A 20,559-nucleotide genomic window follows, 5' to 3' on the forward strand; every position below is an offset into this window, starting at 1 on the left:
CCGCCGCTCCCTCAGCGACGGACAGTACGCAATCGCCTCATCGGCTCCGTACATTGGGACGCTGAAGGCGGCTCAGCGTCCCAATGTACGGAAGATAACGGCCATATCCGTAACAAACGCCGCCGCACCACTAACTGCGCCGAGCCCGCTCGAACCGCAGCGCGAACGTCGTGAGCAGGATCACCGCGACCACGGTGAACGGCATGCCGGCCAGACCGGTCATGTGATAGTTCATGCCGGAGGCGTTGAGGGCCATGCCGCCGACGAGCGAGCCGACCGCGTTGCCGCCGTTGAAGCCGATCTGCACGGCGGCGCCGCCGATGAGCTCGCCGCCACCCTTGCCCGCGTCGGCCATGAGCAGCTGCTGCGGCCCGTTGATGAAGAACAGGCCGAACGCGATCCAGAACGTCAGCACAGCGCAGGTCACGAGATTGCCGGGCAGCAGGAACACGAGCAGCAGTCCGACCGCGGAGATCGACTGGCCGACGGCGGCGGTCGCGGCGTGCAGCCACCGGTCGGCGAGGTGCCCGCCGGCGAGGCCGCCGACCACCATGCCGAATCCGGCGAGCATCATCAGCAGCGGCACGAACCGCGAATCGTAGCCGCCGGTCTTCTGCAGCCACGGGCTCACGTAGCTCCACCAGCAGAAGACGCCGGTGTTGCCGATGAACACGGCGCCGAGCACCAGCCACGGTCCGGGCTTGGCGAGGAAGCGGAACTGTCCGGCGAGACCCGCGTCCGGAACGGCGGGAACGAGCGGCATCCATGCGAGCGTGAGCGCGATGGTGAGGGCGGCGCCGATCGCCAGGATCGTGAACGCGAGCCGCCAGTTCAGGTATTCGGCGAGCAGCGTTCCGGCTGGTACGCCGAACATGTTGGCGATGGTCTGTCCGGTCACCATCACGGCGACCGCCTTGCCTTCCTTGCCTTTGTCGGCGAGCGTCTTCGCGATCACGGTTCCGGTGCCGAAGAACGCGCCGTGCGGGAGTCCGGCGATGAAGCGCGCGGCGACGAGCACGCCGGCGGTGGGCGCGACGGCGCTCAGCGCGTTGCCGACGAACGCCAGCGCCATGAACAGGATGACGAGATGCTTCGGACTCGCCTTGCGCCCGAACACGAGCATGGTGACGCCCACGCACACGCCGATCGCGTATGCGGAGATGAAATGGCCGGCGGTCGGGATGGACACGTGCGTGGCCGCCGCGGCCTGGGGCAGGATGCCCATCATCACGAATTCGGCGGCGCCGAGCACGAACGCCCCGGCGGCGACGGCCAGCAGACTCTTCTTCATCGGTGGTTCCCCTCGTTCTCAAGGCGAATCGCGAGGCAAGGGAAGCAAGGCATCCTCTCCCGTCCTGCGATCCGCGCGTACGCGTGCGGCCCCACGGTCGCTCCCCGCCGCAACCGGCATAAGCCCGGTATATGAGCATGGGAGAGAACCGTGGGGCCGCACCGCTGAAATCGTGAGTCAGGCTATCACACGCGCATCACGCCGCAATCGCAACGCATCACGCCGCGAACCACGCGAACCGCATCACGCCGTGCACGATCACACCCTCATCGCGTCCTTCGCCGCCTCGACCTGGTCGGGACCGCCCTCGCCGGCGGCGATGAAGCGGCCGGAGGCGAGCACATAGTACTTGTCCGCGCGTTCGACGGCGAACTGCACCTTCTGCTCGACGAGCACCACGCCGATGCCTTTCTGCTCGGCCATCGACCGGATTGCCTGCTGGATCTCGGCGACGATGTTCGGCTGGATGCCCTCGGTCGGCTCGTCGAGGATCATGAGCTTCGGCCGGGTGATGAGCGCACGCGCGATCGCCAACTGCTGGCGCTGGCCGCCGGACAGCAGGCCGGCGCGGCGCCCGGAGAACTCCTTGAGCACCGGGAACATCGCGACGGCCTCGTCGTAGCGGGCCTTCGCCTCGGCGCCGTAACGGTCGGCGACCACGTGCAGGTTCTCGTCGACGGTCATCGTGCCGAACGACTGCTGGCCCTGCGGCACGAACGCCATACCCTTGCGGATGCGCTTGTTCGGCGCGGCCTTCGTGATATCCTCGCCGTCGAACGTGACCGTGCCGGACGAGACCGGCAGCAGGCCGAGGATCGACTTGAGCAGCGTGGTCTTGCCGGCGCCGTTGTTGCCGACGATGCTCACCCACTGGCCGGCGGCCACGTCGAACGTGATGTCGTTGACGACCGTCACCTTGCCGTAGCCGGTGTTCAGGTCCTTCACTTCCAGCATTGCCATCAGTTCTCACCTCCACCCAAATAAATTTTGACGACTTCCTCGTTGTTCTGGATATCCTCGACCGAGCCTTCGGCGAGGATTTCGCCCTGGTTGAGCACGGTGACGGAGTCGGCGAACTGGCGCATGAACTCCATGTCGTGCTCGACGATGATGACCGTGCGGTTCTTGCTGCATCGCTTGAGCAGTTCGCCGGTGGCGATGCGCTCGGCCGGGGTCATGCCGGCGACCGGCTCGTCGAGGAGCAGCAGGTGCGCGTCCTGGACGAGCAGCATGCCGATCTCCAGCCACTGCTTCTTGCCGTGCGGCAGGATGCCGGCGGGCTTGTGCGCGTCCTCGGTGAGGTTGCACACGTCCATCATGTATTCGATGTTCTGCGTGACGCCGCCCATCGGCTTGAACAGGTCGCGGCCCTTCTTGCGGAAGCCTTCGGCGAGCTGCAGGTTCTCGAGCACGCTCAGTTCCTCGACGACGGACGCGGTCTGGAAGGTGCGTCCGACGCCGAGCTTGACGATGTCGTTCGGCTTGCGTCCGAGCAGCTCCTCGCCGCGGAATTTGGCGGAGCCGGTGGCGGGGACGAGGCCGGTGATCGCGTCGATGATCGTGGTCTTGCCGGCGCCGTTCGGGCCGATGAGGAAGCGCAGGTCACCGTGTTCGACGGTCAGGTCGAGATCCTTGACGGCCACGAATCCGTCGAATTCGACGTGCAGGCCCTTGATCTCGAGGTAGTCGTTCCACTGGCCGCCGCGGTCGTCGAGCGCGGTGAGCTGCTCGTGCAGCCGTTCGCGCTCCTCGACGATCTCGGCCTTCATGGCGGCCGCCTCGTCGCGCAGGCGCTTGGCCTCGTCGCGCATGGCGACCATTTCGGCGCGCAGGTTCTCCAGATCCTCCTGCGAGGCGGGAGTGTTCTTCACGTTCTTCTCGCTCATGCGTTCACCGCCTTAGCAGTAGTGGTTCCGGCGACAGTGGTTCCGGCAGCCGTTCCGGTGGCCGCGGCCGCGGCACCGGCCGCGCCGCCTCCGAGCTTCTCCTTGATCCAGGGCCACACGCCCTTGAACTGGCCGAGTCCCATCGGCACGAAGGCGATCACCAGAATGAAGATGAGGCCTTCGATGTACGTCCACGCGGACGGGTACGCCTCGGACAGCTGCGTCTCCGCGAAGCGGATGATGAGCGTGCCGACGAGCGGGCCGAGCAGCGTGGTGCGTCCGCCGATCACGACGCCGGCGAGCATCAGGATGGACGGGGTCACGCCGATGTCGGACGGGGAGATGATGCCGACGACTGGCACGAACATCGCACCGCCGATGCCGGCGAACATGGCGGCCATCGAGAACGCGAACACCTTGATGGACGCGGGGTTGTAGCCGAGGAACTTCATGCGGTTCTCCTGGTCGCGCACGCCGATGATGAGGTCGCCCATGAACGACTTGCGGATCCAGTAGACGATGAGCACCATGGCGAGCGTGAGGAACGCGCAGATGTAGTAGATCATCTGCTTGTTCGCGTCGTCGGTGAGGTCGTAGCCGAAGAAGCCCTTGAAATCGTTGAGGCCGTTGGTGCCGCCGGTGGTCTTCGACTGGCCGATGAGCAGCACGGAGAAGGCGGCGACGAGCGCCTGCGACAGGATCGCGAAGTAGGCGCCGCGGACGCCGCGTCCGAACACGGCGAGGCCGAGCAGCGCGGCGATCGCGCCGGGCACGGCGGCCACGCCGATCACGGCGATCACCGGGTTGCGGAACAGCTCCCAGAATCCGGGGACCTTGTCGATGCCGTACTGGGCCATGAAGTCGGGCACCTGGCCGGGGCCGATGTCCTCGAGCTTCATGTGGATGGCCATCACGTACGCGCCGAGACCGAAGAACAGGCCCTGGCCGAGCGTCAGCATGCCGCCCTGGCCCCAGGCGAGGCCGATGCCGATCGCGACCATCGCGTAGCACAGGTACTTCGACAGCAGACCGAGGTTGTACACGCTCATGACGGACGGCGCGAGGAAGATCAGCACGATGGCGATGACGGTGCCGATCCACGGCTTGTATTTCACGGCGAATGCGTTCAGAGAAGCGTTGTTCATGATGATTCTCCCCTCCCCTTACGCGAGGTTCCTCGAACGGATGGAAACGAGTCCCTGCGGGCGGAACTGCAGGAAGACGACGACGATCAGGAACACGGCGACCTGGCCGATCGACGCGGACGTCGGCAGCTCGATCGCGGACTGGGCGAGGCCGAGCACGAAGGAGGCGATGACCGCACCCTTCAGCTGGCCGACGCCGCCGGCTACGACCACGAGGAACGCCTGCACGATGAACGTGGTGCCGAAGTTGAAGCTGATCGAGTTGAGCAGGCTCAACGCCACGCCGGCGATGCCCGCGATGCCGGAGCCGAGGAAGAACGTGACGTGGTCGACGGTCTTCGTGGAGATGCCGGAGACCTCGGCGAGGTCGCGGTTCTCGGAGGTGGCGCGGATCTGGCGGCCGAGCGGCGTGAGCTTGAGGATCGCATACAGCGCGGCCACGCACACGACGGACAGGATGAAGATGAACAGGCGTCCGGCGGAGAAGCTGTAGCCGAAGACGGTCACCGGGTTGGTGAGCGCGTCGGGCGCGGAGGCGTAGACCGGGGTCGCGCCGAAGATGTCACGCGCGAGCTGCTGGAGGACGAGCGAGACGCCGAACGTGACGAGCAGCGTGTCCAGCGGACGGGTGCGCATGCGTTCGAGCAGCAGCACGTCGAGCAGCAGACCGAGCAGGCCGGCGACGAGGAATCCGACGACGAGCGCGACGCCCAGCGAGACGGCCTTGTTGCCGATGACCGTGCTCATCACGTAGGCGGTGTACGCGCCGGCCATCATGAACTCGCCGTGCGCGTTGTTGATGACGCCCATCTGGCCGAACGTCAGCGACAGTCCGAGCGCGGCGAGCAGCAGGATCGATCCGTTGGACAGACCCGCCACGATCTGTGGAAATAGCATACCCATGGTTTCGTGTTCCCTTCCGCTCTCGTTACTTGCCTGACGCGCTCGACGCGCCGGACGTGCTCGACGCGACCTCGTCCTTCGCCCCGGCGCTCAGGCTCTTCGCCCAGTCGTAGGTGGTCAGGTACGGGTCCGGCTTGATCGGTCCGTCGGACTTCCACACGGTGTGGATGAGCTTGTCGTCGCCGATCTTGCCGATGTACGAGGTCTTGTAGATGTGGTGGTTCTTGCCGTCCACCTTGACGCGGCCCTCCGGGGCGTCGAAGGTGACGCCGTCGGCCGCCGCCTTGACCTTGTCCACGTCGAACGACTTGGCCTTCTCGACCATGCCCTTCCACAGGTAGACGGACGTGTACGCCGATTCCATCGGATCGGAGGTGGGCCGGTTCTGGCCGTACTTCGCCTTGAAGTTCTTCACGAACGTCGTGTTCTGCTTGTTGTCGAGCGTCTGGTAGTAGTTCCAGGCGGTCAGCTGGTCCTTCACGTTGTCGACGCCGATGGCGGAGACCTCCTCCTCGGCGATCGACATGGAGATCACGGGCACCGTGTCCGCCTTGAGGCCGGACGCCTTGTACTCCTTGAAGAACGCGACGTTGGAATCGCCGTTCAGCGTGTTCACCACCGCGTCCGCGCCGGAGAACTTGAGCTTGTTGACGATCGTCGTGAAGTCGGTGGAGCCCATCGGCGTGTACTCCTCACCGACGACCTGCATGCCGTTGCCTTCCGCGTACGCCTTGACCACGCGGTTCGCGGTCTGCGGGAACACGTAGTCGGATCCGACGAGGAACAGCTTCTTGTAGCCCTTCTCCTTGAGGTAGTCGAGGGCGGGCACGATCTGCTGGTTCGGGGCGGCGCCCGAGTAGAAGATGTTCGGGCTCGCCTCCATGCCCTCGTACTGCAGCGGGTAGAACAGCAGCGCGTTGTCCGCCTCGAACACGGGTAGCATGGCCTTGCGGGAGGAGGACGTCCAGCCGCCGAACACCGCGGCCACACATTCCTTCTCGATGAGCGTCTTGGCCTTCTCGGCGAACACGGCCGGCTCGGACTTGCCGTCCTGCTGGACGACCTTGAGCTTCTTGCCGAGCACGCCGCCCTTCGCGTTGATCTCGTCGACGGCCATGTGCAGCGAATCGCTGACCGTCTGTTCGGAGATCGCCATCGTGCCGGACAGCGAGTTGACGAATCCGATCTTGATGGTGTCGCCGGAGGTGTCGACGCATGAGCTCGCGGTGCTCGCCGTGGAGGCGCCGGATTCCTGCGCCTCCTTCTCGGCGACGGTGCGGCCCCAGCCGCAGCCGCCGGTGGCGAGCACGGCGGCCGTCACGCAGCACGCCGCGGCCGCCTTCAGTCGATGTGATATGGCCATACGTCCTTCTCCCTCTTCACGTATGCCGAACGTTCGGGTTTGTCCGATTCGATGATTCAGTGAAACCGGTTCCGCAGAAGCGATTCCGTAAGACGCAAGAATGGCAGCGCCCAGTTGACGGCAAATTGCCCCCGTGTTTCGATTCCATATCCCCCGTGACATGACGGTTACACGCCCGTGGCATCGCGCGGGCGCGTGGTTTTCCGGCGATTCCGCCCCGGAGACGACCGCCCCGCCGCCACGCGTATCCACCATGCGGACGCGTGGGGCGGGTAGGCTTGGGAGGCATGGAACTTCACGTTTTGAATCATCCGCTCGTCGAGCACAAGCTGACCGTGCTCCGCGACAAGAACACCCCGTCCTCCACCTTCCGCGAGCTCGTCTCCGAACTCGTCATGCTCGAAGCATACGAGGCCACGCGCGACCTGTCCGTCGTGGCCACGCCGATCGAGACCCCGGTCGCGCCGATGACCGGCAAGAAGCTCGCCGAGCCCCGCCCGATCATCGTGCCTGTGCTGCGCGCCGGACTCGGCATGCTCGACGGCATGACCCGCCTGCTGCCCACCGCCGAAGTCGGCTTCCTCGGCATGAAGCGCGACGAGGACCACCCCACCCAGCAGATCACGTACGCGAACCGTCTGCCCGACGACCTGACCGGCCGCCAATGCTTCCTCATCGACCCAATGCTCGCCACCGGCGGCACGCTCGTCGCCGCCACGCACTATCTGGCCGAGCGCGGCGCGAAGGACGTCACCGCGATCAACATCATCGCCGCGCCGGAAGGCATCAAGTACGTCGAGGAGCACATCGACCCGTCCATCGACTTCAAGGTCGTGGTCTGCGCCGTCGACGAGAAGCTCAACGACAAGTGCTACATCGTGCCGGGACTGGGCGACGCCGGCGACCGCCTCTACGGGGTGATCGACTGACGGTTACGGTTTCCCCTCACGGGGAGACCGTTCCTTCGCCCCCCCCCACCAGCGGAACCCGTCGGCCGACGGCCACCCGGTTCCCACCTTCCCCGCTCCCCCTTCAGGGGGAGCTGTCGGCCAACGGCCGACTGAGGGGGTGGTTCACCACGGATTCCGCCACGGCCACCCTCAACTTCACTACGTTCGGCAACTCCCACCAGCGGGAGCCCATCCTACGGAATCATCATGCAAATCGACATCATCGCGCCGGGGCGCGTGAAGGAACGCTACCTACGCGACGCCATCGACGAATACTCGAAGCGGCTGTCGCGCTACTGCAAACTCAACATCATCGAGGTCGCCGACGAGAAGACGCCCGAACACGCCTCGGCCGGCGTGGAACGCCAGATCAAGGCGAAGGAGGGCGAGCGCATCGCGAAGCACTTGCGCGACAACGCGTTCGTCATCGCCCTGGCGCTCGACGGCAAGCAGCTGTCGAGCGAAGAGCTCGCCGCGAAAATCAACGATCTTGGATTGCGTGGTATCAGCCACATCCAGCTGGTCATCGGCGGTTCGATCGGATTGGACGACGCGATCCTGCGCCGGGCCGATTTCAAGTTGAGCTTCTCGAAGATGACGTTCCCGCACCAGCTGATGCGCGTCATCCTGCTGGAGCAGATCTACCGCGCTTATAAGATCAACGCGGGAGAGCCGTACCACAAGTAGGGGATACGCGGGTTGACCCCCTCAGTCCGCCTGCGGCGGACAGCTCCCCCTGAAGGGGGGCGCATATGACCGTGCATGTTGCGCCCCCTTCAGGGGGAGCTGTCATGCGGAGCACGACTGAGGGGGTGTATACGCCCCGCCCGCCCGTGCCGCGTGTAGGCTGGGTCGCATGACGGGACGGTTCGCACCTACGCCTTCGGGGCGCATGCATATCGGCAATATGGCGGCGATGCTGGCCGCGTGGCTCGACTCGCGGGCGCGCGGCCAGCGCATGCTGCTGCGTATCGAGGACATCGACACCCCGCGCGTGCTGCCGGACGCCGACCGGTGGATCATGGACGATCTCGACTGGCTCGGCCTCGACTGGGACGGCGAACCCGTCTACCAGTCGCAGCGCATCGGCCTGTACGAGCAGGCGCTGCGTCTGTTGGAATCGCAGAGCGTCGACGGCATCCCGCTCATCTACCCGTGCTTCTGCTCGCGCGCGGACATCCGCGCCGCGTCCGCGCCGCAGGAGGGCGACGGCTTCCAGATCTACCCCGGCACCTGCCGCCGTCTCATGCGCGACCGCCCCGACGAGGTGCGCGCACGTCTCGCGCGCGGCGACCGCCACTCCCTGCGCATCGCGATGCCCGATATCGGAACGACCGAGAGCACCGTTGTCACGTTCGACGATGCGGTGTTCGGGCCGCAGTCGTTCGATCTCACGCGCGATATCGGCGATTCGGTGATTTGCCGGTCGGATGGATTGTTCGGGTACCAGTTCGTCGTCACAGTCGACGATCTCACGATGGGCGTCGACTCGATCATGCGCGGCCGCGATCTGCTACGCTCCACCGCCCTGCAAATCTACATCCGCGAGCGCCTCATCGCCGCCGGCTGGCACATCGCACTCCCCTCGCACGAGTCCTCGGCCCCCTCTGACAAGAGGGCCGTCAGCCTTCGCGCACTGCCGAACGACTGTTCGAGCATCTCTCCGGCCCCCTCTGACGAGGGGGCTGTCAGCCGTAGGCTGACTGGGGGAGAGACCGCCCGCGCAAAGTCCGCGCAATCCACAATCACCGCGCAATCCACAATCACCCGCAATCACGCATACGATCGCCCGCAACCAGACCACCCCACGCCCGCGCACCCGTCCTACGCGCATATCCCGCTCATCGACAACGCGGCGGGCCGTCGACTCGCCAAGCGCGAACGCTCGCTGGACATGGGCGCGCTGCGGGAGCGCGGCGTGACGGCGGCGCAGGTGACGGGCGTGTGCGCGTGGCTGCTGCGGCTCGCCGAAACGCCGGAACCATGCACGGCACGCGACTTGCTCGACGTGTTCCGCACGGGCGGCTGGAAGCCGCTGCGCGCGGAACACGCGGACCGTCGGCTCGACCCGGACGATCCGCTGATGCCCACGTGGCTCGCCGACGCGCTACGGCCATAACGCGGCCACAACGCATCCACGACACGGCCACGACACGCCCCGTGCGGACCGACGCCACCCGCGCGGGCGATATGACCCGCCACCCATTCGCGCGGTGTAGTCTGGGGGCAGCATCCGGCACGGGAGCGGCGTGACGGCGGGTCGCGGCAACGGTCCGCGGCATCGCCTCGCGCACCACTCCCCGCCGGCGTCACGTCACACGTATGGGAGGATTGCCATGTCGAAGGCCCTGAGAAACGTTCTGATCGGCGGCATCGCGGCCGCGGGAGCCGCCGCGTGGGCCATGGCGCCGCGCACGTTCAACGACAAACGCCGCAACTATGTGCCCGTCATCCCCGACGTCTGGTATGCGCACCGCGGTCTGCACGACGCGGGTTCGGGGCTCGTGAACGTCACGGATATCCCCGATTACGGCGGCGACAATCCGGTCAGTGCGAAGGCGGACACGACCGACGCCTCGATTGCCGAGAACGCCGATTATGTGGCGCTCGCCCGGCGCATGGCCTTGAAGGCCGGGTACGGCACGGCGGACGAGACCGGGCCGATCGCGCCGGAGAACTCGCTCGCCGCGTTCGCCGCAGCCTGCGAGGCCGGCTACGGCATCGAACTCGATCTGCAGCTCACGCTCGACGGCCAGGTGGTCGTCGTGCATGACGCGAATCTCCTGCGTGTGGCGGGCGACCCGCGCCGCATCGAGGATCTCACCTACGACGAGCTGACGCGCATCCCCCTGTTCCCCGCCTCCCGCGGCTCGAAGCCGGGCGATCTCAAGGCGCATCCGCTGCCGGGCGCGAGCGAGAATCCGCCGCTGGTCGTCACGCCGGCCACCGCGCCGGAAGGCTACTACCAGCATGTGCCGTTGTTCGCCGACGTGCTCAAGGTGGTGGCGGGGCGTGCACCGCTCATCGTGGAATACAAGTTCAACGACAACGCCGCGTGGGGCGAGCGCGAGACCGAACTGATGGAGAAAGGCCACGCGTTGCTGGAGGCGTACGCGGGGCCGTACGTCATCGAATCGTTCAACCCGGGTGCGGTGAACTGGTATAAGGCGCATCATCCGGAAGTGTGCCGTGGCCAGTTGAGCTGGCCCGCCTCGCTCACGAAGAACGGTCCGGCCGAGTTCGCCGCCGGTCTGCTCGCCTTCGACTGGCTGTCCCGCCCCGATTTCATCGCCTACGACTGGACGGGCGGCGCGCTGCCGCAGGTGCGTCTCGCCCGTTCGATGGGCGCAATCGCCGTCTCGTGGACGGTGCGTTCCAGCGACGAACTCGCGCAGTGCGACCAGTACTTCGACCACCACATCTTCGAAGCGTTCGTACCGGACAACCGCTAGTCGTAGCGCCCCGCTGCGCCCCCTTCAGGGGGAGCTGGCGTCCGAAGGACGACTGAGGGGGTGCCCGGCGGCTTGTTATGCCTGCCGGACACCCCCTCAGTCTCGCTACGCTCGACAGCTCCCCCTAGAAGGGGGCGCAGGAGATGGAGCTTATGCGCTCTCCTCACCCGTCATAGGGTGCCGCAGACCGTGCAATCACTCGTCGGTCTTGACGTCCTCGACGTTGACGTCGGGGTCGTCGGGCGCGGACGCGTTACCGGAACCCGCGAGCGGGTCCTCGGGCATGGCGGTGAGCTCCAGGTGTTCGCCGCCGGTCTGGTCGACGAGCACCGTGTCGCCGTCGTGCACCTTGCCGGCGAGCAGCATGCGGGCCAGCTGGTCGCCGACCTCGGTCTGCACGAGGCGGCGCAGCGGACGGGCGCCGTACGCCGGATCGTAGCCCGTGTTGGCGAGCCATTCGCGGGCGGCGGCCGTCACATGCAGCTTGATGCGACGGTCGGTGAGACGCGCGGCCACGCTCTTCACCTGGATGTCGACAATGCCGCCGAGCTCCTCGCGGGTGAGCGGGTGGAACATCACGATGTCGTCGAGACGGTTCAGGAACTCCGGCTTGAAGTTCATGTGCACCGCGTCCATCACAGCCTTCTTCTTGGCGTCGGCGTCCATATCGTCGTTGACGAGGAACTGGGAGCCGAGGTTGGAGGTCATGATAAGGATCGTGTTCTTGAAGTCCACGGTCCTGCCCTGACCGTCGGTCAGACGGCCATCATCGAGCACCTGCAGCAGCACGTCGAAGATCTCCGGATTCGCCTTCTCGACCTCGTCGAACAGCACGACGGAGTACGGGCGACGACGCACGGCCTCGGTGAGTTGACCACCCTGCTCGTAGCCGACGTAGCCCGGCGCGGCGCCGATCAGACGAGACACGGAGGCCTTCTCCATGTACTCGGACATGTCGATGCGCACCATGGCCTTCTCGTCGTCGAACAGGAAGTCCGCGAGCGCCTTGGCGAGCTCGGTCTTGCCGACGCCGGTGGGGCCGAGGAACAGGAACGAGCCGGTCGGACGGTTCGGGTCCGAGATGCCGGCGCGCGAGCGGCGCACCGCGTCGGACACGGCCTGGATGGCTTCCTTCTGACCGATCACGCGCTTGCCGAGGTAGTTCTCCATGTGGAGCAGCTTCTCGTTCTCGCCCTGCATGAGGCGGCCGACGGGGATGCCGGTCCAGTCGGAGACGATCTCCGCGACGGAATCGGCGTCCACATGGTCCGGGACCATCGGCTCGGGCTTGTTCGCGTCTTCGCCGCCTTCCTTCGACTCGGCGTCCGCCTTCTCGGCGGCGGCGAGCTCCTTCTGGATGGCCGGAATCTCGCCGTACAGGATGCGGCTCGCCTCGGCGAGGTTGCCCTCACGGGTGAACTTGTCCGCCTGGACACGCAGCGAGTCAAGCTTGGCGCGCAGGTCGCCGACCTTGTTGTGGCCGGCCTTCTCCGCGTCCCAACGGGCCTTGAGCCCCGCGAGCTTCTCGCGCGCGTCGGCCATTTCGGCCTGCAGCTTCTCCAAACGCTCCTTGGAGGCCGGGTCCTCAGCCTTCTTGAGCTGCATCTCCTCCATCTCGTAGCGGGTCACCTTGCGCTGGAGCTCGTCGATCTCCTCCGGGGAGGAGTCGAGTTCCATACGCAGATGAGCGGCCGCCTCATCGACCAGGTCGATGGCCTTGTCGGGCAGCTGACGGCCGGAGATGTACCGGTTGGACAGGGTCGCGGCGGCCACGAGCGCGTCGTCGCCAATCGTCACCTTGTGGTGTGCCTCGTAACGCTGCTTCAGGCCGCGCAGGATCGCGATCGTGTCCTCCACGGAAGGCTCGCCGACGAACACCTGCTGGAAACGACGCTCCAGCGCCGGGTCCTTCTCGATGTTCTCGCGGTACTCGTCGAGCGTGGTCGCGCCGATCAGACGCAGTTCGCCGCGGGCGAGCATCGGCTTCAGCATGTTGCCGGCGTCCATCGAGCCTTCGGCCGCGCCGGCGCCGACGATCGTATGGATCTCGTCGATGAACGTGATGATCTGGCCGTTCGCGTTCTTGATCTCGTTGAGAACCGCCTTCAGGCGCTCCTCGAACTCGCCACGGTACTTCGATCCGGCCACCATGGAGCCGAGGTCAAGCGAAATGAGCTTCTTGCCCTGCAGCGTGGTCGGCACGTCGCCGGCGACGATGCGCTGCGCGAGGCCTTCGACGACGGCGGTCTTGCCGACGCCGGGCTCGCCGATCAGCACCGGGTTGTTCTTCGTACGACGGCTCAAAATCTGGATGACGCGGCGGATCTCCTGATCGCGGCCGATCACCGGGTCGAGCTTGCCTTCCTTCGCGGCGGCGGTCAGGTCGGTGGAGTACTTCTCCAACGCCTTGTAGCTGCCTTCCGCGTCCGGGCTGGTCACCTTCGCGCCGCCGCGCACGCCGGGCACGGCCTTGCGCAGGGCCTCAGGCGTGACGCCGTTCTTCTTCAGGATCTCGGCCGACTGGTTCGGGGCCGATGCGGCGATGCCGATGAGCAGGTGTTCGGTGGAGACGTACTCGTCCCCCATCTGCTGCATCTCCTTCTCGGCCTGCGCGAGCGCGGCGGTCAGCTGGCGGCTGGCCTGCGGCTGCGACGTGGTCGAGCCGGACGCGCTCGGCAGCGCCACCAATGCGTTGCGCACGGCCGCACCGATGGCCTGCGGGTCGCCGCCCGCGGCCTGGATGAGCCCGCGCACGACGCCCTGCTCCTGGCGTAGCAGCGCGTCCATCACGTGCAGGGTCTCAACCTGCGCGTTGCCTGCGGCGGCAGCGCTCTGGATGGCGTCGCCGATGGCCTCCTGGGCCATGGTCGTGAACTTCTGTTCCATAAGTCTGTCCTCCAAGTCTCTAGGTTGTTCGTGTTCTGACACGTTCAACCGACCTGGAGGACATTCTATTCCCAAAACTTGAGCGCCATCGACTCAAGTTTCATTTCATCGCTGCGAAAACGACGGCGCCACGCATTGCGTCCCCTTCAGGGGGAGCTGTCGAACGCAGTGAGACTGAGGGGGCACTCGCCGGCGATCCGGCGGGCACCCCCTCAGTCAGCCTTCGGCTGCCAGCTCCCCCTCAAGGGGGCGCAGAGATAGTGCGTCTTACGCGCGCACGATCACGTTGCGCAGGTCGCCGACGCCTTCGACGTGGACGATGGTCTCGTCGCCGGGGTCGAGGTGGCCGGACGCGTTCGGCGTGCCGGTCATGATGACGTCGCCGGGCAGGAGCGTCGAGAACGAGCTGATCGCGGCGATCTGCTCGGGGATGCCGTGGATGAGGTTCGCGGTCGTGCCGGACGCCATCGCCACGTCCTCGCCGTTGAGCGTGAACGAGATCTTCGCGTCCTTCCAGTTCACGTCGTCGCGCGTGACGATCCAGGGCCCCAGCGGGCAGGACGTATCGAAGCCCTTGGCGCGCGTCCACGTCGGGTCGAGGCCCTGCAGGTCGCGCAGCGTCACGTCGTTGACGCAGGTGAAGCCGAGCACGTAGTCCATGGCCTTCTCGACCGGCACGTTCTTGGCGACGCGGCCCATGACGACGGCGAGTTCCGGCTCGAAGTTCATGTCCTTCGAGCAGGCCGGGTACACGATCGGGTCGTCCGGGCCGATCACCGAGGTGGACGGCTTGGTGAAGATGACCATGTCCTCCGGGGCGTGCGAGATCTCGGAGTGGCCGGCCTCGTGCATGTACTGCGCGTGCGCCTCGTAGTTCTTGGCGAGTCCGTACACCTTGCTCGGCAGGACCGGCGAGAGCAGGCGGATGCCGTCGGCGTCGAGCGCGTAGCGCTTGCCGGTCGGGGCGACCTTGCCGCCGAGCAGCGGGTGGCCGTCGAGTTCGACGAGATAATCCTTGCCGTCCGATTCGTCCTTCTGCACGAAGGCGTATCGCGGCGTGTCATTCAATGAAAAACGTGCGATTCTCATGCTGCTTAGTCTAGCCGCACGCCGTCGCGCCGTCCGGCGCGTTCCGGCGTGCGTTCCGGCGTATGCGGCGGTCAGCGGGTCGGCAGGGTCGCGGCGACAATCGCGTCGAGACGTGCGGTCGCGCTGTCCGGTGCGGCGGCGAGACGGTCGGCGGCGTTCGTCGTGTCGTCGCCTTCGTCGGAATAGTCGTAGCCGTCGCCGCCGTCATCATACGAATAGTCGTAGCCGTGCGATGACGCGTCGACGACGGCCGTGACGAACAGGACGACGAACACGACGGACACGAGCGTGGACAGCGCGCCGACGATGATGCCGGCGATGGCGAGGCCCCTGCCTTTCTCGCCGGTCCTGTTGATTTGGTTGAGACCGATGATGCTGAGGACCAGACCGACGATCGAGACCATGAACGACGCGACGAACCCGGCGATGGCCATCGCGTTCCAGCGCGGCTCCGGCTGGTAGTACGGCTGGTACGCGGTGCCCGGAACATACGGATTGCCGGGCACGCCGCCCGGAACGCCACTGGAAGCGACGCCGTACGCGGGCTGTGCCGGCGGCACCGGCGGCACAGCCGCGCCGGCCGGCGCGTACGCACCGTACGGCGCGCCACCGGCGGCGGGCTCCGGCGCGGCCTGCGCATACGGGTTTGCGGGCGTCGCCGGCGCATACGGGTCGGGCGACGTCGCTCCGTACGGCTCCTGCGCCGGAACGCCGGCGGGGTTCGTATCGGGACCGACCGGATTGGGATTCGTATAGGGATTGGGATTCGTATTGTATGGTTCGCTCATTGCGTCCTCCTCGCCGATTGCGTCGGCTGCGTCAGTGTGCCGGTTCGCAGGATCACCGGTTCATCCTGCGTGATTCCGAATGACGGCTTTCTCTCCCCCGTCCTCCGTCAGCCTGTTGTCGGGAAGAAGCCCCGCGGGCATGGCTCGACGTATCTCCCTCAGCTTAGCGCGCGCTGAACCGACGCGCGCGACGCGGCCCGCGGCATAATGGGGTACGGCAAGCAACCACATATGCGGCCGGCCGTTCCGGCGCTTCCGGACGGCCGGCGCATCACCAAGGCATTCCAAGGAGGAACCATGGCCATCGCGGACAAGAAGGTGCTCATCATCGTGAACAACTGGGGCATCGAGGAGACGGAACTCACCCGTCCGCTGCGCGATCTGAAGGCCGCGGGCGCGCAGGTGACGCTCGCCGCGACCACGCTCGACAAGTGCGAGACCGTGCAGCACGACCGTTACGAGGGCGAGACGCTCACCCCGGACACGACGCTCTCCGACGTGCAGGCGGCCGACTACGACCTGCTGGTCGTGCCCGGCGGCACCTGCAACGTGGACCGCATCCGCGTGAACGAGGACGCGATCACGCTCGCGCAGGAGTTCGCGCATGAAGGCAAGCCGATCGCCGCGATCTGCCACGGCGCCTGGCTGCTGGTGAACGCGGGCCTCGTGGCCGGCAAGACCGCCGCGCCGTGCCGCTACATCGCCGCCGATATCGAGAACGCGGGCGGCCACTACGTCGACGAGCAGCTGCACGTGGACGACAACAACGGCTGGAAGCTCATCACCTCCCGCAAGCCCGACGACCTCGACTACTTCGTCGGCGCGATCAAGGAAGCGCTGGAGGCCTAATCGACTCAGATGAAGGCGCGGGGGCCGAAGATCGCGGTGCCTACGCGCACGATCGTGGAGCCTTCCTCGATGGCGATCGCCATGTCCTGCGTCATGCCCATCGACAGTTCCTTGCAGCCTTCGGTGCCTTGCGCGCCGGAGGCGAGGATCTGGTCGCGGGTGCGGCGCAGGTGGGCGAATCCGGCGCGGATCGTCGCCTCGTCGTCCACATGCGCGCCAATCGTCATCAATCCCTGAAGTTCCAGCCCGCCCATCGCGCCGATGCGCTTGGCGAGGTCGATGGCGTGGCTGGGCGCGCAGCCGGACTTCGATTCCTCGCCGGATTCGTTGACTTCGAGCAGCACGCCGATGGTCATGTCGCGCATGACCGCGCGGCGGGCGATCTTCTCCGCCAGTTCGATCGAATCCACCGATTCGATGGTGTTGACGACGGGCAGCACCTTGCCGATCTTGTTGGACTGCAACTGCCCGATCAGGTGGAACGGCACGTCGCGGCCGAGTTCGAGGCCGCGTGCGGCGCACTGTCGCGCCAACCCCTCGGCCTTCGCCTGCACCTCCTGCGGGCGGTTCTCGCCAATCATGCGCACGCCCGCGTCGATCGCGGCCATGATCTCGCCCACGTCGCGCGTCTTCGTCGCGGCGAGCAGCCTGACCGATCCGGCGTCGCGTCCGGCCGCCTGCTCCGCCTCGGCAATGCCGTCAAGCACGCGCTTGACGCCGTCGGCGATCTCGCGCGTGCGCGTCTCGTCGATCGTCTCGTTCGCCAGATCCTTGTGGTCCATGTATGCCGTCATGCCTGCCACGCTCCCCTCGTCATCATCCGTTTCGTTTCGTTCACGCGACACACGCTCCACGCGACGTGCGCGTCACCCGTACGCATACTGTACGCGTGAAGCCGCCCGTACGCACGACGTGCGTCACGGGCGGCTTCACGGCGCGCACGGAACGACGATCAACGCAACGTATAGCGCGTTCCTCGCCCTCGGCCCTGCTGCTCGATTATCCCCTCGTCCACAAGGCCTCTCAGCACGTACTTCGCCTTGGAGGCGCTGACATCAGCCAACCGTTCCACTGTGGCCCTGCTGATGGAACGTTCACGCCGCAGATAGTCGATCACGATGTCGCGCGCGTCCGGTTTCGACTTCACTTGGGGAATCCCCTCCCCCGACGCCGACACGACAGAGGAGGACTGCGACGAGCCGCCATCCCACGCATCCGCATCGTCGACTTGGAACTCCAACATCGTCCGATCCGGGTCGAAGGATTCAGTCAACTTCGGGTGCGGGATATGGGCCCAATCGCAACCCCAACGCATGGCGTCGAAGCCGCTGCCGGCGCGTTCGACGACGGAAATCAATGCGAACATCTTCAGCAACGTGGGGTTACGGGAGTCGGACAGCCCTCCCGCCATGGCCACATCGGCGGGGATGCGCAATCCTCCAGGGTTCGAGAAGGAAATGGATTCCCGGTTCCGGATGATCACCGTGTTGCCACGCATGTAGTAGTCGGCGTGGATGAGCGTATTCGCCAACGCCTCACGCAACGCCAGATGCAACGGCGTATCGTCCACACGCCGCATATCGACGTCGACGGCGAACGGACGACGAACGGCCTGCGCCAGCCGCGCCCAGACCTTGAGCCAGAAATCATACAGGTTGCCGCTCCATTCCCCATCACCGCTGACGATGCGGTGATCCCAGCGACGCACGCCATCCGAGACCTCCCGATAGTCGAGGAAATAGTAGGGGAATTCCTGCGTGATCTTCCAATCGTGGCCGAACATCAGCAGGCCGGCACGGGTCGGATGCGGCCGACCGTCATCGCCTTTGGCCACCGCGCCCAAGCGCATCAGGAATTCGTCCATGTCCAGAGCCAGCCACGGATGCCCCGGACGGACGGCGCTGAGGGTGTTGCGGTAGGAGCCTACCGTATCCGCATCGAGATCTTCGATTCCGAACCGTTCCAACGGCATATGGTCGAGCGTCTCGGAACCGGTGCCGTTATCGCGCACCATGGCACGGTATTCCTCTTCCGAGCACTTGTAATCGCCTTCGCCGTTGCGGCGGTATGTCCCGCCGACGGGATTGCGGTCTATATACACGGGTTTGGATTCACGGCTGGCACGCGGCACACGCACGACGACGACCGATGCGCCATCGACCTGCTCGATCGACACGTCTTCGTCGGCAAGCACATTCGCGCTGACTTTGTTGCGGTTGTTGACCGTGTCCCAAAAATCCTTCACCGTGCGTTCCGGGTCACGCACCCCCGTGGCGGTCAGATTATGCCGCCGGTCTTCGCTCACGCCCATCAGAATCACTCCGCCGTTGGTGTTCGCGAACGCCGAATACGTCTCCCATACGCTCTTCGGCACACCGCCGGCGGCTTCCTTGGCTTCCAGACGATTGCCTTCCCGCAAGTCATCCAATGACCGTAAATCGAACATATCCACCCCAAATCAGCCATTTTGCGGACAATAACCCTGATTGCAGACCAGTATCAGCCAATTTACGGACAATTACGGGTATTTACGGACAATAATCCGTTTGCGGACAATCATTGAGCCGATAATCACGCCGCCGGGCCATGCGCATGCGGATACACCGCAATGCGCACGGCCCGGCGGCGAGGCGTCAGTAGGCGGCGGCGATGGCCTGGTCGAGGTCGGCGATCAGGTCGGCGGCGTCCTCCAGTCCGATGGACAGGCGGATCAGGTTGTCGGTCACGCCGGCGGCGAGACGGTACTCGGCCGGGACCTCGCGGTGGGTGATGCGCGCCGGGTCGACGATGAGCGAGCGCGCGTCGCCGATGTTCGGCACGTAGGAGAACACCTTGGTGCCGTCGAGGATGCGGCGCACGTTGCTTTCGTCGCCGTCCACGAGGAACGACAGGATCGTGCCGACGCCCTTCGGGAAGTACTTGGGCAGCAGGTCGAACTGCGGCGTATTGCCGAGTCCGGAGTAGTTGACCTTGATGACGTGCGGGGTGTGCGTGAGGTGGCGCGCGACCGCCGTGGCCGTCTCGACCTCCTGGCGCACGCGCTGCGGCAGCGTCTCCACGCCGACAAGCGACAGGTACGCGTTGAACGGGCTCGGCACGGCGCCGAACGTGCGCAGGTACTTGATGCGGATGCGGCGGATGAACGCGTCCTTGCCGTAGCGTTCGGCGAAGCTGTGCTCGACGCCGTTACGTTCGTCACTGATCACCTGCTCGTTCTCGGTGAACTGCGGGAAGCGGCCGTTCGCCCAGTCGAAGCGACCCGCGTCGACCACGACGCCGCCGATCGCATTGCCATGCCCGGTGATGCCCTTCGTCGTGGAGTGCACGACGATGTCGGCGCCGAAGTCGAACGGGCGCAGCAGGTAGGGCGTGGGCACGGTGTTGTCGACGATCAGCGGGATGCCGTGCTTGTGCGCGAGTTCGGCGAGCGGCTCCAGGTCGGTGATCTCGGTGGACGGGTTCGCCACGGATTCGGCGAAGATGGCGCGCGTGTCCGGACCGATCTTCGAGGCGACCTCGTCGAGGTCGTTGATGTTCTTCACGAAATCAGTGTGCACGCCGAAGTGCGGGAAGAAGCTCTCCATCGCGTCGACCGAGGCGCCGTACAGGTTGGAGGGCGAGATGATGCGCCCGCCGTTCTCGGCGGCGCACAGCAGCGCGAACGAGACGGCCGCCATGCCGGAGGCGACGGCGACGGCGCTGGTGCCGCCTTCGAGCGCCGCGATGCGCTGCTCGAGCGCGTCGACGGTCGGGTTGGCCACACGCGAGTACGAGAATCCCGTCGTCTCGCCGGCCGCGAGCGCGTCGCCGCGGACGGCGCTTTCCATGTCGAACGCCGCCGAGGCGTAAATCGGCGTGCTCACCGCGTCGTCGTGCTGGAGTCGGTCGTAGCCGGCATGGATGGCCGCTGTGGCGAAGGCTTGCGTCATGTGCGTATTCTCCCCTTGAAGTCGTGAA

17 protein-coding genes are annotated in these 20,559 nt (G+C 66.0%); 5 read left to right on the plus strand and 12 right to left on the minus strand.

The annotated features are described in order from the left end of the window. Window positions 1-130 precede the first annotated feature (130 nt). The 6 genes from AC1AYX_RS06530 to urtA all read right to left on the minus strand — a co-directional run bounded on the left by AC1AYX_RS06530 (window position 131) and on the right by urtA (window position 6,588). Window positions 131-1,291: an MFS transporter gene (locus AC1AYX_RS06530; RefSeq protein WP_476502753.1), complete on the minus strand. Its 1,161-nt coding sequence runs from the start codon at window positions 1,289-1,291 to the stop codon at window positions 131-133. Window positions 1,292-1,549: 258 nt separating this feature from the next. Next, entirely contained in the window at window positions 1,550-2,251 is a 702-nt protein-coding gene (gene urtE, locus AC1AYX_RS06535) for an urea ABC transporter ATP-binding subunit UrtE (RefSeq protein WP_476502754.1), read from the minus strand. Continuing rightward, window positions 2,251-3,177, minus strand: coding sequence for an urea ABC transporter ATP-binding protein UrtD (gene urtD, locus AC1AYX_RS06540; RefSeq protein ID WP_476502755.1), 927 nt, complete (start codon window positions 3,175-3,177; stop codon window positions 2,251-2,253). The genes urtE and urtD overlap by 1 nt, the downstream gene beginning before the upstream one ends. Next, entirely contained in the window at window positions 3,174-4,322 is a 1,149-nt protein-coding gene (gene urtC / locus AC1AYX_RS06545) for an urea ABC transporter permease subunit UrtC (RefSeq protein WP_476502756.1), read from the minus strand. The genes urtD and urtC overlap by 4 nt, the downstream gene beginning before the upstream one ends. Window positions 4,323-4,340: 18 nt before the next feature. Continuing rightward, complete coding sequence (gene urtB, locus AC1AYX_RS06550) at window positions 4,341-5,225, minus strand: urea ABC transporter permease subunit UrtB (protein ID WP_476502757.1); 885 nt, start codon at window positions 5,223-5,225, stop codon at window positions 4,341-4,343. Window positions 5,226-5,250: 25 nt separating this feature from the next. After that, window positions 5,251-6,588 (minus strand): urea ABC transporter substrate-binding protein, encoded by a 1,338-nt coding sequence (gene urtA, locus AC1AYX_RS06555; RefSeq protein WP_476502758.1) that lies wholly within the window; start codon window positions 6,586-6,588, stop codon window positions 5,251-5,253. A 287-nt stretch (window positions 6,589-6,875) separates the two neighbouring features. Between urtA and upp the strand changes: the two genes are divergently transcribed. From upp to AC1AYX_RS06575, 4 genes are all read left to right on the plus strand, one after another. Further along, window positions 6,876-7,517, plus strand: coding sequence for a uracil phosphoribosyltransferase (gene upp / locus AC1AYX_RS06560; RefSeq protein ID WP_034529067.1), 642 nt, complete (start codon window positions 6,876-6,878; stop codon window positions 7,515-7,517). Between the two features lie 228 nt (window positions 7,518-7,745). Next, window positions 7,746-8,225, plus strand: a complete 480-nt coding sequence (rlmH, locus tag AC1AYX_RS06565; protein ID WP_476502759.1) for a 23S rRNA (pseudouridine(1915)-N(3))-methyltransferase RlmH — start codon at window positions 7,746-7,748, stop codon at window positions 8,223-8,225. A 169-nt stretch (window positions 8,226-8,394) separates the two neighbouring features. Then, window positions 8,395-9,657, plus strand: coding sequence for a glutamate--tRNA ligase family protein (locus tag AC1AYX_RS06570; RefSeq protein WP_476502760.1), 1,263 nt, complete (start codon window positions 8,395-8,397; stop codon window positions 9,655-9,657). Between the two features lie 217 nt (window positions 9,658-9,874). Continuing rightward, window positions 9,875-10,990 (plus strand): glycerophosphodiester phosphodiesterase family protein, encoded by a 1,116-nt coding sequence (locus tag AC1AYX_RS06575; RefSeq protein WP_476502761.1) that lies wholly within the window; start codon window positions 9,875-9,877, stop codon window positions 10,988-10,990. A gap of 195 nt (window positions 10,991-11,185) precedes the next feature. On the opposite strand, the gene clpB is transcribed toward AC1AYX_RS06575, so the two are convergent. The 3 genes from clpB to AC1AYX_RS06590 form a co-directional block, all read right to left on the minus strand. Continuing rightward, window positions 11,186-13,876, minus strand: coding sequence for an ATP-dependent chaperone ClpB (gene clpB, locus AC1AYX_RS06580; RefSeq protein WP_476502762.1), 2,691 nt, complete (start codon window positions 13,874-13,876; stop codon window positions 11,186-11,188). 267 nt (window positions 13,877-14,143) lie between these two features. Further along, complete coding sequence (locus tag AC1AYX_RS06585) at window positions 14,144-14,965, minus strand: fumarylacetoacetate hydrolase family protein (protein WP_034529047.1); 822 nt, start codon at window positions 14,963-14,965, stop codon at window positions 14,144-14,146. Between the two features lie 71 nt (window positions 14,966-15,036). Then, entirely contained in the window at window positions 15,037-15,753 is a 717-nt protein-coding gene (locus tag AC1AYX_RS06590; RefSeq protein ID WP_476502763.1) for a DUF4190 domain-containing protein, read from the minus strand. Window positions 15,754-16,050: 297 nt separating this feature from the next. On the opposite strand from AC1AYX_RS06590, the gene AC1AYX_RS06595 reads away from it, so the two are divergent. Further along, window positions 16,051-16,602, plus strand: coding sequence for a type 1 glutamine amidotransferase domain-containing protein (locus tag AC1AYX_RS06595; protein WP_476502764.1), 552 nt, complete (start codon window positions 16,051-16,053; stop codon window positions 16,600-16,602). Between the two features lie 5 nt (window positions 16,603-16,607). Here AC1AYX_RS06595 and AC1AYX_RS06600 read toward each other — a convergent pair whose 3' ends face one another. The 3 genes from AC1AYX_RS06600 to AC1AYX_RS06610 all read right to left on the minus strand — a co-directional run bounded on the left by AC1AYX_RS06600 (window position 16,608) and on the right by AC1AYX_RS06610 (window position 20,531). Next, the gene (locus AC1AYX_RS06600) at window positions 16,608-17,396 is read right to left on the minus strand and encodes a YggS family pyridoxal phosphate-dependent enzyme (RefSeq protein WP_476502765.1); all 789 of its coding nucleotides are present in this window, start codon (window positions 17,394-17,396) and stop codon (window positions 16,608-16,610) included. 158 nt (window positions 17,397-17,554) lie between these two features. Next, window positions 17,555-19,048 carry an RNA-binding domain-containing protein gene (locus AC1AYX_RS06605; protein ID WP_476502766.1) on the minus strand — a complete coding sequence of 498 codons (1,494 nt, stop codon included), beginning with the start codon at window positions 19,046-19,048 and terminating at the stop codon, window positions 17,555-17,557. Window positions 19,049-19,235: 187 nt separating this feature from the next. Then, window positions 19,236-20,531, minus strand: coding sequence for an O-acetylhomoserine aminocarboxypropyltransferase/cysteine synthase family protein (locus tag AC1AYX_RS06610; protein WP_476502767.1), 1,296 nt, complete (start codon window positions 20,529-20,531; stop codon window positions 19,236-19,238). Between the last annotated feature and the right edge of the window lie 28 nt (window positions 20,532-20,559).

This window comes from Bifidobacterium sp. LH_419 (assembly GCF_056356955.1).